Consider the following 14,720-nt stretch of genomic DNA (forward strand, 5'->3'; position numbering starts at 1 on the left):
GCTTCTTCCGGCCCTGCGGGGACCGATCCTGCCGGATCTCGAACACCGCAACTCCTGAATAGATCAGGTGTTGCAACGATCACTAGAACCTAGGCCGGGAGGCCTTTCCCATGTCCATGGACCGCTCGTGTGTCCATGGACCGCTCGTGGCGCCGTCGCCTCGATGAGGCACCCGTTACTCGCCCCGTCCCAGCCCCTGTTCGCGTCCCCGGGTGTCGGTCGTCCATGACCTCCGGGTGTCGCGTGGGACGGTCGCGTCAGGCGTGTCACCGGTCGCGGCGGCGGGTGCCCTCCCTTCCGATCGTCCTCCAGACGACCACCATGCCCACCGCGAGGACCAGCAGGGCGACGATCACGATGACCCCCTTGACCAGGAGGTCGGACAGCAGATGATGGGCGAGATCGGAATCCTCGCCCCCGGCCGTCGGCGTGTGCGGGCCGCCGTTCACCGGTCACCGTTCCGGCGCCGGTCCTCTTCGAGGTAGCGGGCGGCCATCCGTACCGCGCCGGAGGCCGGGTTTCCACGGGACGAGCCCCGTCCGGATCGCGGGGCGTCGCGGTCGCTCAGGTATCGGGCGACGGCCTGGGCCGCCGGCTCGGCGTACCGGCGGGCCCGGCCGAGCCCGCCCCGGCGTCTGAGTGCCACGACGACGGCGAACACGACCAGGGTGAGCACCACGAGCGCGCCCACGATCACGCCGAATCTGATGAGCAACAGGGTGAGCACCGTTTCCACGGGTCCTCCTTCGCCTTCGATTTATCACATCTGTGATAAATCGAAGGTATCACAGATGTGATAAAAAGAGGTGTGCCCAAGCAAGTGGATCCGGTGGCCCGTCGCGCCGACGTGGTCGACGCGCTGTTCAGGGTCGCCCTCCGTGAGGGCCTGCAACGGGCGTCACTGCGTGCCGTCGCGGACGAGGCCGGGCTCAACATCGGCTCCCTGCGGCACTACTTCGCCAATCAGCAGGAGCTGATGGGGTTCGCGATGCGGGCGATGCTCGACCGGGTGAGCGGCAGGCTGCTCCGCCGTGTCGACGAGGCGGGGGACACGGCCTCCCTCACCCGGGAACAGCGACGGAACCTGGCCACGGACATGCTGTCCGAGCTGCTCCCCCTCGACGAGGCCCGCCGGGCCGAGATCGCGGTCTTCCTCGACTTCGTCACGGCGGCCAGGACCCATCCCGCGATCGACGCCGAGCTCGCCCGCCAGGCCGCCATCGGTGTGAGAACCCTCGTCAGGCGGACCCTCACCCGCATGGGCGATGCGGAGCTCCTGCGGGCCGGCCTGGATCTCGACATCGAAACCGAACGGCTGAGCTCACTGCTGGACGGCCTCGGCCTCAACGCCGCGCTGCACCCCGGGCTGCTCGGCCCCGAACGGTGTGTCGAGGTCCTCCGGGCCCATCTCGACGACCTGACCGGCTAGCCCGGTTTCGAAAACGTTTGCGATCTCCGGTGGGGCGTAGTACTGCTGGGAGCCCGTACACCTCTGGTCTCACCTGGAGCCGTCGATGACCGTTCGCCGCGTCGTGCCCAACGTCCGCTCCGAAGCCGTCAGGGAGAGCCGGGAGTTCTACGGCCTGCTGGGCTTCGAGGAGGTCATGAACCACGGCTGGATCATGACGCTCGCCTCGCCGTCCGCTCCGGCGGCGCAGATCAGCCTCATGGCCGAGGACAGGACCGCGCCGGTCGTCCCCGACCTGAGCGTCGAGGTGGACGACGTGGACGCGGCCTACGCGGCCATGCGGGACAGCGGCGCGGAGATCGTGCACCCGCTGCGGGACGAGGAGTGGGGCGTGCGCCGCTTCTTCGTCCGCGACCCCAACGGCCGAGTGATCAACATCCTGAGCCACCACTGACCCCCTCCGGCGGCCACTTTTTGGAGGCTGCGCCGGTTAGGACGGGTCCGCCCACCCATGGTGCTGTCCCTTCGGTGGGACGGTCGTTGCCCACCCCGATCACTCTCGTCCACGTCCCCGGCTCTCACCGAAGTGGCGCGGACCTGGTCCCTGCAAGGACGCCGAGGGGCTCGTCCCTCGTGGGGAACCTACGCCACACGCCGCGCCGGGAGACGTCATCCCATATATGGATCTTGATGGTGCAGGCCCCAGTCGATTCGTCGTCGCAGAGCGGGGTGGATCGCATAGCCGTCGAGCTCGCCCGGATCCACCCAACGCACTTCGAGAGCTTCACGAGGATCCGGTTGGATTTTCCCGCCCGTCACGCGCCCTCGTAGGCAGATGTTGATCGGCTGCCGTACCTCGTCGATCTTGTCTCCGTGCATGTAGACGATCACGTGTCCAGGATCGGAGAAGACGCCTACGAAGCCCGTGACCTCGATCTCAAGGCCGGTTTCCTCGCGACATTCGCGGATACCGCACTCGGCGACGGTCTCACCCGTTTTTATGCCGCCCGTGGGGATGGTCCACAGGTCGTTGTCGGTACGGCGGAGCAGGAGCAGCGCACCGGCGTCGTCACGGACGAACACGCTCGCCGAGGCTTTGCGGCTGGTGGGCTCCGGCGCTTCGGGGTCCTGCCAGTAGTCGACTCTGCGGGACTTCTTACTCACGGAGACTCCCTTCCGAAGGGGTTGTCTGAGCTTTTGCATAGCCGACCAGATGTGGTGCGGCCGATCCATGGAAAGTCGCGCCCTCCACCCGTGGTGCGCTCTCCTCATGAGGCGTCTGGCGTCCCTCAATCCCGGATCGGTCAAGGTGGCGTGGAAGACCGTGGAGGGTGATCGGAGACAATGTCGCATGCGCTGGACCGGAAACCCGGCACAGCCCTGTGGCCGATAACTTCCCGGGGCGACGGTCGATGAGGCTCCGACGGTCCTTCGATCGCTGGTTCTCCATCTGGCCATGTCGGTCGAGTCGACCGTGACTAGGATCACGTGCCGTGGACGAGCGCGGAGTGCTGTATGTGATCGCGTGTGCAGCTCCGGCCGCCGCCGATCTCGCCCGCTTGGTCGTACTCGCTCAGCAGGACGGCTGGCAGGTGCACGTGGTCACCACCCCTATGGGGGCGCGTTTCGTCGCCACCGAGGAGATCGAGCGGCTGACCGGTGATCGGGTCCGCAGTGTTTACCGCATGCCGGGGGAGCCGAAGGGACTGCCTCTCGCCGATGCCGTGGTGGTGGCGCCGGCGACGTTCAACACGATCAACAAGTGGGCTGCCGGGATGGCGGACACGTTCGCGGTCGGCCTGCTGTGCGAGGTGGTGGGGTTCGGTGTTCCCACCCTGGCGGTTCCGTTGCTGAAGGATGCTCTGGCCCGTCATCCGGCGTTCGGCCGGAGCCTGAGAACGCTGCGTGAGATGGGGGTGCGGGTGCTGTTCGATTCTGACGCGCCGCCTCATGCGCGCATGCCATCCTGGGAAAGCGTGATGCAGGAGTTACGCACAGTTATTGGAGACCGGCGCCCTCAGAGGTGATGGCATGGAGGCTCGCGCAGACACCACCGCTCTCAAGAACATCGGTCAGTTGATCGCTCGGGCGCGTCGTCGTCGCGGTCTGTCGCAAGCCGTGCTCGCAGGACTGATCGGTCGCTCGGAAAGCTGGTTGAGCCAGGTTGAGCGCGGGCAACGCTCGGTGGACAGCCATAGTGTGATCACCGCACTATGCGAAATTCTGGATATATCCGCTAAAGATCTTGTTAGTGCGAAGACAGATGTCATGACACGCTATGCAGCTGCCTCTGCTATTCGCCACGCCATGATGGATTACGACGGTCTTTCCTATTTGATTGATCCGCGCCGGACGGAAGGTTCGCCGGAAAGCCTCATCTGGCTGCGTCACGAGATCCGTCGGGTGAATCGGCTGTACCAGGCGACGCGGTACGACGAAGTCGGCGGCCGTCTGCCCGGCCTGATCATCGCGACCGAACTCGGTAGCCGTCACGCTCCCGCCCGTCAGCGCCGGAGCTACCAGACACTTCGTTCGCTGGTCTATCACTGCGCCGCGACCACGCTGCGCCGTGTGGGAGATCCCGACCTCGCCTGGTTGGCGGCGGATCGATCGATGGCTGCCGCAGAAGAGGCCGGCCGGTCATTACTCGCCGCCGTGAGCGTCTACCGGCTTGGTTACGTCTTCGTGCGTTTACGTGAGCCTGACAAGGCGCTTCGGCTTGTACTCCAGACGACGGAGGCTTTGCACAGGTCCCCCCGTCATGCCAATCCCCAACTGCTGTCGGTGCTCGGCGCGCTTTATCTGGTGGCGGTCACCGCCGCCGCCGCTCAGTACGACCAAGCGGCTTCGGCTGCCTTCCTCACCCGAGCCCGCCGTATCGCCGAAAGGCTCGGAGAAGATCGAAACGACTTCTGGACAGCCTTCGGCCCGACCAACGTCGCCATTCATGAGGTGTCGGCGGCGGTGGAATCCGGGGACGCACGTCAGGCCATCAGCAAGAGTGAACCGATCGACTTCGGCGGCATGGCGCCCGGCCTGATCGGGCGACGGGCCCAAATCCACCTGGACCTGGCACGGGCTTACGCGGTTCAGCGTAAGGACGCCGCGTCGGTGAACATGTTGCTCGCGGCTGAGCAACTCTCCCCGGAGCTCGTGCGTTACGGCACGCGCACTCGTGAACTGCTGACCCAACTCCTCAAGCGCGAACACCGAGCCAGCACTCCACAGCTTCGAGCCCTGGCCGGTCGGGTCGGTATCTCCTGATACGCCGCCCCGCACAAAAGTGCGGGTTTTTTGACATCACCGTGGTACGGCTTCGCCGGTTGGCGTGAGCTTACGGTTCCTCCTGTGTCGAGACGTCGTCAGACGTGACCTCACTGTCAGGAGGGGGATCAACCCTTGTCAGCACCCTGCACGAACGAGACAGGATCTGATCGGGTCCCATGTGAGATCGAGGCGGTCGAACGCCGACTTCGATGTGGTGCTTCTCCCCTGGCGCTCTTGGTGACCGCACCTGTGACATCGGTCGGCTTACGAAAGCGGAACCCCGCAGGCGAGCAGGCCGTACGGGGTTCCTTGATCGCAAAGGACTGCGACCCATGGAAGATGCTAGGACCACTCTGCCCGCACCGGCCATTCCGGGATGGCGGTTGATCATCAGTGACGCCGGGCGTTTCTGGGCTCTTCGTCAGGCGCCCTTTCCCGTCGAGGCGATGCGCGCCGGGGCCGACCCGGCGGTGGACGCCGACACCTTCGCCGAGATCCAGGCAGAGGTGGAACAACAGGAGGACATCGCCCGGCAGGTGGCCTCATGATCGGGCGCCTGTCCCGTGGGCCGGGTCGGCATCGGGAGGGGCGGCCTCGCACCGCCGTCCACCGGCGCCTGTGGGACGGCCCGGCCCGTTCCGAGGCGGAACGACTCGACCGGCAATGGCCAGGCTGGCTCGTGCTCTACAGCCTTGGTGAGCGCCGCTTCCACGCCATCGCGTCCTGGCCCGCACCCGAACCGCTGACCGTCTCCGACGACACCGCCGAGGGGCTGGAGCGGCGGGTGCGGGAGGCGGAGGCGGCCCTCGCCCGGCAGCGGCCCTCCACGCCTCCTCATCCTCCTTCGGATCCGTCCCCTCATCCCTCTTCGGGCAGAAGTGGTTCTCCAGGCGGGCGTGGCGACACCACCTCCCGGGTGTCCGCCGTCATGCCGTGGCACGGCCGCCGCCCCTACCGGAACGCGGCGTAGGACCGGCGCCTCCTGAGACCGGCACGGCGGCGGAGAGTGCCGTCTTCGCCGCCGTGCCCTCGACGTGCGACTCGGGAGGGAGGGGCCCGGGTCGCACACTCAATGCGGTTCCCGCACGTCGGGGAAGGGGAGCCGTGCGCCGGTCACGCGCCCCGGGGCCGGCGCTCTTGGTGCTCGGCCGGATCTCACCCCGGCCGGGCACCCTGACGTCGTCATCGCCCTTGCGGGAATCGAGGGTGTGGGGGTTCGGCGGGGCGGGCGCCGCCGTAACCGTCTCTGTTGCCGTCGTGGGGGGCTGGGGACGTGGGTGGGGTTCGGAGGGGTGGGCAACGGGCGCCTCGGCGAAGGGACCGCACCACGGGTGGGTGGACCCGCCGCAAGTTGAGGGAATCGCACCACGGACGGTGGACCCGCCTCACTCGGCGTCGTAACCGGATCGCCAGTGATTGGATTACCTCCTCATTGATACTCAAAGTGAAGTTAAAGTCACTGTGAGTGCTGCGTTTCGGGAGCCCGGAGAGAAAGGAGCCCTCTGTGGGAGAGCACGAAGGCAAGCCTGCCGAGAAAGAGAAGATATTCGAGCCGCCGAAGCTGACACCGGGGCAGAAGGACGGCTACGTCGAGCCGGGTAAGCACGAGAAGCCGACTCCCGAGACTCCGAAGAAGTGACCGTGAAGCGGGGGCGACTTGAGCTGCGTGATCTGCTGCTGGAGTCCGGGACGATGACCCCCGACTGGGTGCCGGCGTTTGAGGCGGTGCCTCGCGAGCTGTTCCTGCCCGACGTGATGTGGCCCTCCATCACGGATGAACACATCGCCGTCTCCAGGTCTGACGATCCGGTGGAGTGGCGGCTCTGGGCCGATGCCGACGTGCCCATCGTCACCCAGTGGGACGACGGGCACCACATCGGCCCAGAGCCCGGGGAACGGCCGACCAGCTCCAGCTCCATGCCGGGTGCGGTGTTCGCCATGCTTCGGGACCTGTCGGTTTTCGACGGGGCACGAGTGTTGGAGATCGGTACCGGAACGGGCTGGTGCGCCGGACTGCTGTCGGCGCGTCTCGGGGAGGCGAACGTCGTCTCGGTCGAGCTCGACGAGGCCGTGGCCGAGACCGCGCGCGAAGCCCTGGTCGCCGCCGGATGGCATCCACGCCTCGTCGTCGGCGATGGCCTGCTCGGCTGGCCGGAGGGAGCGCCGTACGATCGGATCCTGGTGACCGCAGGTGTTCGGCGGGTTCCCCGGGCCTGGATCGAGCAGACCCGGCCCGGCGGGGTGATCGTGATGCCGTGGGGACCGGTCTTCACGGGGCAGAACGCCGTCGTGCGTCTGGTCGTGGGCGGCGACGGCTCCGCCGGTGGACGTTTCGGCGGAGCCGCCGGGTTCATGCACGTGCGGTCCCAGCGGGTGGACTGGAACTTCGGTGACTACCTGCCCGGTGGCGGCTGGCCCGAGGACACCCGCGAGTCGGTGACCGCGCTCACCGAGGCGGACGTTCTTCCCGACGGCCCTTACAGCGCGGTGGAGTTCGTTCTCGGCCTGCTGGTACCCGGCTGTGTCTACACCTACGGCCGTAACCTGCAGGACAGGCAGACCATGTGGCTGTTCGGGCTCACCGACCTGTCCTGGGCGGTGGCCTTCTTCAACGAGGGCGACCCCGCGCGTTCGAACGTCTACCAGGGCGGGCCGCGCAGCCTGTGGGACGAGGTGGAGGCCGCCCATAGCTGGTGGATCGAACGGGGGCGGCCGAGGCACGAGGAGTTCGGGCTGACCGTCACCGTCGACGGCCGTCAGGAGGTGTGGCTGGGCAAGCCGTCCGAGCTCGTGCCGCAGGCCGTACCCGCACGTTGAGAAGGACGAGGTTTCGGCGTTGCGAAGGACGATGGCCACTCGACAGGTACGTCGTCCTGTACGGGAACCAGCATTCCGTATAGTGTACGGTACGCCGTACGATACGAGGAGGGGTGGCATGTACCAGTCGAGCGCCGAGGAGCTGAAGAGCATTGAGGAATGGTTCGCCGACTACGACGCGCTGGCCGAGCGGGGCGCGATCGAGGAGTTGGCCGACCTGGCGGTCTTCCCGATGAACGTGGCCACCGACGTGCCGGGCGGCCACGCGAGCGTCCGCCAGTGGACGCGAGCCGAGTACGTCGAGGCGATGAAGGAGTCCATGGGGGGCGGCACCGCCGGGCTCGGCCTGCGCTCGACGCGCACCCCGCGCTTTCTCAGCCCGAACCTGGTGGTCGTGGAGACCGAGGCGACGATGACGATCGAGGGCCGGGAGCACCACATGCACTACGCCGACCTGCTGGTGCGCGCCGAGGACGGGTGGGCGTTCCAGACCATGGTCCAGGGCGGCTGGGGTCACGGCTGGCCGCCCGCCAAGCGCGGCTGACCGCGCCGTTCCCGGTCAGGGCACGCCTGGGTGCCGAGCCGGCAGGGAAGTGGCAGGACGGTGCCGCTCGCGGGACGGGCGAGACGGCGCCGAAGGCTTCGATCGCGCCTCGCGCTCCATCGCCGTAACCCCTCATGGAGATGACACGCCAAAGGGGGTACGGCCGCGAAGCCGTACCCCCTCTTGGTGATCTACAGTGCGGTGGATCAGCCGAAGATGCCCGGCAGGGTCGCCGTGTGGGTCTCCTTGAGCTCCGCGACCGGGACCTCCAGGACGTTCCGCACGACCAGGGCGTCGCCCCCCGTGGTGCCCAGGCTCTGGCAGGGCACCTCGTGGGCGGCGCACAGTTCGGCGAAGGCCTCGAAGGACTCCGGGGCCACCGTCACCAGCGCGCGGGCCGTCGACTCGCTGAACAGCTCGACGAACGCGTCGTCGTCCGGCAGCGAGACCGTGGCGCCGACGCCCTGGGCCAGGCACGACTCGGCCAGCGCGATGGCCAGGCCGCCGTCGGACAGGTCGTGGGAGCCGGTCAGCAGGCCGCGCGAGGCGGCCTCGGTGAGCACGAGGGCCAGGGCGCGCTCGGCCTCCAGGTCCGCCTTGGGCGGCAGGCCGCCGAGGTGACCGTGGACCACGTGGGCCCACTCGGAGCCGCCGAACTCCTCCTCGGTCTCGCCGAGCAGCAGCACCTTCTGGCCGGGGGCCGTGAAGCCGCTGCGCACCCGGTTCGCCACGTCGCCGATCACGCCCAGCACGCCGACGACCGGGGTCGGGTGGATCGGGGTGGAACCGGTCTGGTTGTAGAAGGAGACGTTTCCGCCGGTCACCGGTACGCCGAGGGTTTTGCAGGCGTCGGCCAGGCCGCGCGTGGCCTCGGCGAACTGCCACATAACCTCGGGGTCCTCGGGGGAGCCGAAGTTGAGGCAGTTGGTCACCGCGAGCGGCGTCGCGCCGGTCACGGCGACGTTCCGGTAGGCCTCGGCCAGCGCGAGCTGCGCGCCGGCGTACGGGTCGAGCCTGGCGTAGCGGCCGTTGCCGTCCGTCGACAGCGCGATGCCCCTGGTCGTCTCCTCGGCCCCGGGCATGACCTCGCTGATCCGCAGCACCCCGGCGTCGGCGGGCTGGGCCAGCACGGTGTTGCCCCGGACGTAGCGGTCGTACTGGGAGGTGACCCACTCCTTGGACGCCAGGTTCGGCGAGCCGAGCAGCCGCAGCAGCGTCGCCCGCAGGTCGTCGGGGCGCGTCAGCCGCGCCGGGTGGTCGGCGTTGAGCGCGGCCTGGCCCGCGGGCTCGTGGAAGGGCCGCTCGTAGACCGGGCCCTCGTCGGCCGCGGTGCCCGGCGGGATGTCGACGATGGTCTCGCCGTGCCAGGTCATCACGAGGCGACCGCCGTCGGTGACCTCGCCGATCACGGTGGCGGGGATGTCCCACTTGGTGCAGATCGCCATGAAGGCATCGATGTCGTCGGGTGTGACGACGGCCATCATGCGCTCCTGCGATTCGCTCATCAGGATCTCCTCGGGCCGCAGCGACGGGTCGCGCAGCGGTACGAGGTCCAGCCTGACGTCCATGCCGCCGGTGCCCTTGGCCGCCAGCTCGGTGGTCGCGCACGACACACCGGCCGCGCCGAGGTCCTGGATGCCCACGACCACGTCCGCCTGGTACAGCTCCAGGCAGCACTCGATCAGCAGCTTCTCCATGAACGGGTCGCCCACCTGGACGCTGGGGCGCTTGGCGTGCGACTCGTCCTCGAAGGTGGCCGAGGCCAGCACGGACGCGCCGCCGATGCCGTCGGGGCCGGTCAGCGCGCCGAACAGCACGACCTTGTTGCCGGGGCCCGGGGCGGTGGCCAGCTTGATCTGGTCCTTGCGGAGCAGGCCGACGCACAGCGCGTTGACCAGCGGGTTGCCGATGTAGCAGGGGTCGAAGACGACCTCCCCGCCGATGTTGGGCAGGCCCAGGCAGTTGCCGTAGTGGCTGATGCCCTCGACCACGCCGGGCAGTACGCGCCGGGTGTCGTGGGCGTCGGCGGCGCCGAAGCGCAGGGCGTCCATCACCGCGATGGGCCGGGCGCCCATCGACATGATGTCGCGGACGATCCCGCCGACGCCGGTGGCCGCGCCCTGGTGCGGCTCGACGTAGGACGGGTGGTTGTGTGACTCGATCTTGAAGGTGGCCGCCCAGCCGTCGCCGATGTCCACGACGCCGGCGTTCTCGCCCATGCCGACCAGCAGCGCCTCCGACTTGGGCGCCTTGGTGCCGAACTGGCGCAGGTGCACCTTGGACGACTTGTAGGAGCAGTGCTCGCTCCACATGACGCTGTAGATGGCCAGCTCGGAGCTGGTCGGCCGACGGCCGAGGATCTCGCGGACCCGCTCGTACTCGTCGGACTTCATGCCCAGCTCGGCGTACGGCTGACGCTCGTCGGGGGTGTCCTGCGCCCGCTTGACGGTGTCCAGGGTGGCCCGCTCCCGGGCACCGTCTTCGCTCACGTGCTCGCTCACAGGTTCACCAGCTTCTTCAGGATGGAGGAGAAGAACCCGCGGCCGTCCGTGCTCGGGGCGCCGGTGAGGTCCTCGACCGCGTGCTCGGGGTGGGGCATGAGGCCGACGATGTTCCCGGCCTCGTTGCGGATGCCCGCGATGTCGTTCAGCGAGCCGTTGGGGTTGCCTCCGACGTAGCGGAAGACGACCTGGCCGCCCGCCTCCAGCGCCCGCAGGGTCGCCTCGTCGGCGACGTAGCGGCCCTCGCCGTGCTTGATCGGCAGCACGATCTCCTGGCCCTCGGTGAAGTCGGAGGTCCAGGGCGTGTCGGTGCTCTCGACCCGGATGCCCTGGTCCCGGCAGACGTAGTGCAGCCCGGCGTTCCGCATCAGCGCGCCGGGCAGCAGGTGGGCCTCGCAGAGGATCTGGAAGCCGTTGCAGGTGCCCAGCACGGGGAGCCCGGCCCTGGCCGCCGGGATCAGCTCCTCCATCAGCGGCGCGAACCTGGAGATCGCCCCGCACCGGAGGTAGTCCCCGTAGGAGAACCCGCCGGGCAGGAAGACCGCGTCCACACCCTTGAGATCGGGGTCCGCGTGCCACAGCGGTACGGCTTCGCCGCCCGCGTGGCGCACGGCACGGGCCGCGTCCTGATCGTCAAGAGTTCCGGGAAAAGTGACCACGCCCACGCGGGCAGCACTCATGACAGCGTTCCCCTCCACAAACGAGCGCCGCGCCGGCGTCTCTCACGTCGGACATCGGTCTGCGGCGGTGCGCCCAGGCTATCCGCTCCCGGCATGCAGGTCACACGCGGCGCCGCGCGACGGCGCAGCTCACGGCGCGCTGTGGGCGGTGTCACACTCCGGGTCGCACTCCGGCTCCTGCTCTGGCTCGCACTCCGGGTCGCGCTCCGGGTCGTGCTTCGGGCCGCGCTCCAGGGCGATCGTCGGGTCACACCGCGGCGAGCACGCGGTCGCCGCGCAGGACGGCGGCGTCCTCGTTCCAGGCGAGGTGCTTGCGCAGATGCACGGTGGTCCCCCGGCCGGGCGTGGTGCCGAAGGAGATCTCGTCGACCACCGCCTGCATGATCAGGATGCCCCGGCCGTTCTCGGTGTCGGCCGGGGGGTACTGCTCGGGAAGTCGCGCCAGGCCCTGTCCCCGGTCGGTGATGCGGACGTCGCAGCGGCCGTATCCGATCGCCACGTCGACCTCGTAGCGGTTGGCCGGTCCGCCGTGACGGACGGCGTTGGCGCACCCCTCGGTGACGGCGAGCAGGATGTCGGACACGCAGCTCTCGGTGACGCCGAGCGAGCGCAGTGAATCGCCCAGGGCCCTGCGGACCATTGGTATGCCGACGGCCTCTCTGGGCAGAGCCAGCGAGAACTCGATATCCACCGGATCCCTCCCGGGGCCAGACGTCACCCTGTCAAGGTTTCCCCCCAGAATCCGGGCTAACCGCAAAATAACCTTAATGTTATTTAGTGTTGGTCAAGCTGTGGGATTGCGACACGCTCAGAGGGTGATCTACCCGGACGTAGGGAATCTACCTACGTGATAAGTGACGATCTAGGACTCTACGGTAACTCGGTAGTCTTCGATCACGGTGTTGGCCAGCAGGGTTTCGGCCATCTTCCGTACCTCGGCGAGGGCGGCGTCGTCGGCCGGGCCCTCCAGTTCGACCTCGAACCGCTTGCCCTGCCGTACCGCCGAGACGCCGGAGAAGCCGAGTCGCGGCAGTGCCCGGGCGATGGCCTGGCCCTGCGCGTCGAGAATCTCGGGCTTCAGCATGACCTCGACGATGACGCGCGCCACGGTGTTCCTCCTGGTTGGAGCGGGGACGGTTCGGCGCATCAAGCGTAACGGGCTCCGGCGGCAGTTCGTCGCCGGGGCGGGAAGCCGTCCGTGCGAGGGTGTCCGTGCGAGGGTGAAAGTAGATCCGGCGGGGAACAGGGGAGCGGTATGGATGCCGAAGCGGGTCTTGCGCACAGGTATGTGCCCTCTGCCACGATGTCCACAAACGCAGACGAACCACCACCAGTCGGGTCGGATGCGCTGCTAACCGGCCGAACAGTGGTGGTGAACCCATCTCCTCTCCGGCCCCGAGCACACAGGAGTGGCACGTGACAATCGAGGCCCCTCGTGGTGCGGAAGCACCTGCGGAACTCGTCCAGTTGCTGACCCCAGAGGGGGAACGGGTCGAGCATCCCGACTACGACATCGATCTGACTCCGGAGGAGATCCGCGAGCTCTACCGCGATCTGGTCCTGGTACGTCGCGTCGACCTGGAGGCGGTCGCCCTGCAGCGTCAGGGCGAGCTGGGCCTGTGGGCCTCCCTCCTCGGCCAGGAGGCCGCGCAGATCGGCTCGGGGCGGGCACTGGCCGCCACCGACATGGTGTTTCCGACCTACCGTGAGCACGGCGTCGCCTGGTGCCGGGGCGTCGACCCGGTCAACCTGCTCGGCATGTTCCGAGGGGTCAACCACGGCGGATGGGATCCCGCCGAGCACAACTTCCACCTCTACACGATCGTCATCGGCAGCCAGACCCTGCACGCCGTCGGCTACGCCATGGGTGTGCAGCGCGACGGCGCCGAGGACGCGACCCTCGTCTACTTCGGCGACGGAGCCACCTCCCAGGGCGACGTGAACGAGTCGTTCATCTGGGCCTCGGTCTTCAACGCGCCCATCGTCTTCTTCTGCCAGAACAACCAGTGGGCCATCTCCGAGCCGCTGGAGAAGCAGTCCCGCATCCCGCTGTACCGCAGGGCCAGCGGATTCGGCTTCCCGGGGATCCGGGTCGACGGCAACGACGTCCTGGCCTGCCTCGCGGTCACCCGCAAGGCGCTGGCCGACGCCAGGGCGGGTCAGGGGCCGATGCTGATCGAGGCGTTCACCTACCGGATGGGCGCGCACACCACCTCCGACGACCCGACCCGTTACCGGGTGGCGAGCGAGCTGGAGGCGTGGAAGCTCAAGGACCCGATCGAGCGGGTCCGCGCCTACCTGTTCAAGAACCAGTTCGCCGACCAGGAGTTCTTCGACGCGGTCGACGCCGAGGCCGACGAACTGGGCAGGGACGTGCGCAAACGCTGTCTGGCCCTGCCCGATCCAGAGCCACTTGCCATCTTCGACCACGTCTACCGGGAGCCGCACCGGCTGATGGACGACGAGCGCGCCGAGTTCGCCGCCTACCTGGAGGGGTTCGAGGGATGACGACTCTCACGCTGGCCAAGGCGCTCAACGAGGGCATGCGCAAGGCCATGGAAGACGACCCCAAGGTCCTCATCATGGGCGAGGACGTCGGCAAGCTCGGCGGCGTGTTCCGGGTCACGGACGGACTGCAGAAGGACTTCGGCGAGCAGCGGGTCATCGACACCCCGCTGGCCGAGTCGGGCATCATCGGCACGGCCATCGGCCTCGCGCTCCGGGGCTACCGTCCGGTGTGCGAGATCCAGTTCGACGGGTTCGTCTTCCCGGCCGCCGACCAGATCATCACCCAGCTCGCCAAGATGCCGCTGCGCTCCCTGGGCAAGCTGAAGCTGCCCGTCGTGGTGCGGATCCCCTGCGGCGGCGGCATCGGCGCGGTCGAGCACCACAGCGAGTCGCCGGAGGCCTACTTCACCCACACCGCGGGCCTGCGTGTGGTGGCCTGCTCCAACCCCGCCGACGGCTACACGATGATCCAGCAGGCGATCCGGTCCGACGACCCGGTCGTCTTCTTCGAGCCCAAGCGGCGTTACTGGGAGAAGGCCGACGTCGACACCTCCTCGGACTTCGCCGACTGGACGCCCTTCGACCAGGCCCGGATCGTACGGCGGGGCACGGACGTGACCCTGCTCGCCTACGGGCCGATGGTGAAGACCTGCCTGGAGGCCGCCGCGGCGGCGGAGGAGGACGGCCGCTCCCTGGAGGTGGTCGACCTGCGCTCGCTCAACCCGCTGGACATCGAGCGCGTCGTGGAGTCGGTCGGCCGGACCGGGCGCTGCGTGGTGGTCCACGAGGCCCCGATCTACAACGGCTTCGGCGCGGAGATCGCGGCCAGGGTCACCGAGAAGTGCTTCTACAGCCTGGAGGCGCCGGTGCTGCGCGTCGGCGGGCCGTCCACCCCCTACCCGCCCTCCAGGCTGGAGGATCACTACCTGCCGGATCTGGACAGGGTCCTCGACGCCGTCGACCGCGCGTTCGCGTTCTAGAGGAGGGGAGACGAC

General features: G+C 68.4%; 18 protein-coding genes. 11 read left to right on the plus strand and 7 right to left on the minus strand.

Annotated features, from left to right (window positions below):
- Positions 1-266: 266 nt before the first annotated feature.
- Both AB0N02_RS45390 and AB0N02_RS45395 read right to left on the minus strand, forming a co-directional pair.
- On the minus strand, positions 267-449 hold the full coding sequence (locus tag AB0N02_RS45390; RefSeq protein ID WP_363961026.1) for a hypothetical protein: 183 nt from the start codon (positions 447-449) through the stop codon (positions 267-269).
- A complete protein-coding gene (locus tag AB0N02_RS45395) occupies positions 446-736 on the minus strand; it encodes a hypothetical protein (RefSeq protein ID WP_363961028.1) in 291 nt (96 codons plus the stop codon). The genes AB0N02_RS45390 and AB0N02_RS45395 overlap by 4 nt, the downstream gene beginning before the upstream one ends.
- A 72-nt stretch (positions 737-808) precedes the next feature.
- On the opposite strand from AB0N02_RS45395, the gene AB0N02_RS45400 reads away from it, so the two are divergent.
- The gene (locus tag AB0N02_RS45400) at positions 809-1,429 is read left to right on the plus strand and encodes a TetR/AcrR family transcriptional regulator (RefSeq protein ID WP_363961030.1); all 621 of its coding nucleotides are present in this window, start codon (positions 809-811) and stop codon (positions 1,427-1,429) included.
- Between the two features lie 85 nt (positions 1,430-1,514).
- Positions 1,515-1,862, plus strand: coding sequence for a VOC family protein (locus AB0N02_RS45405; protein WP_363961032.1), 348 nt, complete (start codon positions 1,515-1,517; stop codon positions 1,860-1,862).
- Between the two features lie 215 nt (positions 1,863-2,077).
- On the opposite strand, the gene AB0N02_RS45410 is transcribed toward AB0N02_RS45405, so the two are convergent.
- Complete coding sequence (locus tag AB0N02_RS45410) at positions 2,078-2,572, minus strand: NUDIX domain-containing protein (RefSeq protein ID WP_363961033.1); 495 nt, start codon at positions 2,570-2,572, stop codon at positions 2,078-2,080.
- A 329-nt stretch (positions 2,573-2,901) separates the two neighbouring features.
- On the opposite strand from AB0N02_RS45410, the gene AB0N02_RS45415 reads away from it, so the two are divergent.
- The 7 genes from AB0N02_RS45415 (at position 2,902) to AB0N02_RS45445 (ending at position 8,036) form a co-directional block, all read left to right on the plus strand.
- Positions 2,902-3,435, plus strand: coding sequence for a flavoprotein (locus tag AB0N02_RS45415; protein ID WP_363961035.1), 534 nt, complete (start codon positions 2,902-2,904; stop codon positions 3,433-3,435).
- A gap of 4 nt (positions 3,436-3,439) precedes the next feature.
- On the plus strand, positions 3,440-4,672 hold the full coding sequence (locus AB0N02_RS45420) for a helix-turn-helix transcriptional regulator (RefSeq protein ID WP_363961037.1): 1,233 nt from the start codon (positions 3,440-3,442) through the stop codon (positions 4,670-4,672).
- A 335-nt stretch (positions 4,673-5,007) separates the two neighbouring features.
- Positions 5,008-5,223, plus strand: coding sequence for a hypothetical protein (locus AB0N02_RS45425; RefSeq protein WP_363961039.1), 216 nt, complete (start codon positions 5,008-5,010; stop codon positions 5,221-5,223).
- Positions 5,220-5,645 carry a hypothetical protein gene (locus tag AB0N02_RS45430; RefSeq protein WP_363961041.1) on the plus strand — a complete coding sequence of 142 codons (426 nt, stop codon included), beginning with the start codon at positions 5,220-5,222 and terminating at the stop codon, positions 5,643-5,645. The genes AB0N02_RS45425 and AB0N02_RS45430 overlap by 4 nt, the downstream gene beginning before the upstream one ends.
- A gap of 534 nt (positions 5,646-6,179) precedes the next feature.
- Positions 6,180-6,314, plus strand: coding sequence for a hypothetical protein (locus tag AB0N02_RS45435; RefSeq protein ID WP_363961043.1), 135 nt, complete (start codon positions 6,180-6,182; stop codon positions 6,312-6,314).
- 2 nt (positions 6,315-6,316) lie between these two features.
- Positions 6,317-7,492, plus strand: coding sequence for a methyltransferase domain-containing protein (locus AB0N02_RS45440; RefSeq protein ID WP_363961045.1), 1,176 nt, complete (start codon positions 6,317-6,319; stop codon positions 7,490-7,492).
- A gap of 118 nt (positions 7,493-7,610) precedes the next feature.
- Positions 7,611-8,036, plus strand: coding sequence for a nuclear transport factor 2 family protein (locus AB0N02_RS45445; RefSeq protein ID WP_363961047.1), 426 nt, complete (start codon positions 7,611-7,613; stop codon positions 8,034-8,036).
- A gap of 206 nt (positions 8,037-8,242) precedes the next feature.
- Here AB0N02_RS45445 and purL read toward each other — a convergent pair whose 3' ends face one another.
- The 4 genes from purL to purS form a co-directional block, all read right to left on the minus strand.
- On the minus strand, positions 8,243-10,492 hold the full coding sequence (purL, locus tag AB0N02_RS45450) for a phosphoribosylformylglycinamidine synthase subunit PurL (protein ID WP_363961101.1): 2,250 nt from the start codon (positions 10,490-10,492) through the stop codon (positions 8,243-8,245).
- 41 nt (positions 10,493-10,533) lie between these two features.
- Positions 10,534-11,217: a phosphoribosylformylglycinamidine synthase subunit PurQ gene (gene purQ / locus AB0N02_RS45455; RefSeq protein ID WP_363961049.1), complete on the minus strand. Its 684-nt coding sequence runs from the start codon at positions 11,215-11,217 to the stop codon at positions 10,534-10,536.
- A 247-nt stretch (positions 11,218-11,464) separates the two neighbouring features.
- Positions 11,465-11,908: an ATP-binding protein gene (locus tag AB0N02_RS45460; RefSeq protein ID WP_363961051.1), complete on the minus strand. Its 444-nt coding sequence runs from the start codon at positions 11,906-11,908 to the stop codon at positions 11,465-11,467.
- 171 nt (positions 11,909-12,079) lie between these two features.
- The gene (gene purS / locus AB0N02_RS45465) at positions 12,080-12,325 is read right to left on the minus strand and encodes a phosphoribosylformylglycinamidine synthase subunit PurS (protein WP_363961053.1); all 246 of its coding nucleotides are present in this window, start codon (positions 12,323-12,325) and stop codon (positions 12,080-12,082) included.
- Positions 12,326-12,633: 308 nt separating this feature from the next.
- Between purS and pdhA the strand changes: the two genes are divergently transcribed.
- Entirely contained in the window at positions 12,634-13,725 is a 1,092-nt protein-coding gene (pdhA, locus tag AB0N02_RS45470) for a pyruvate dehydrogenase (acetyl-transferring) E1 component subunit alpha (protein ID WP_363961055.1), read from the plus strand.
- Complete coding sequence (locus AB0N02_RS45475) at positions 13,722-14,705, plus strand: alpha-ketoacid dehydrogenase subunit beta (protein ID WP_363961057.1); 984 nt, start codon at positions 13,722-13,724, stop codon at positions 14,703-14,705. The genes pdhA and AB0N02_RS45475 overlap by 4 nt, the downstream gene beginning before the upstream one ends.
- The last annotated feature ends 15 nt before the right edge of the window (positions 14,706-14,720 follow it).

This window comes from Streptosporangium sp. NPDC051022 (genome assembly GCF_040683035.1).
GTDB lineage: Bacteria > Actinomycetota > Actinomycetes > Streptosporangiales > Streptosporangiaceae > Streptosporangium.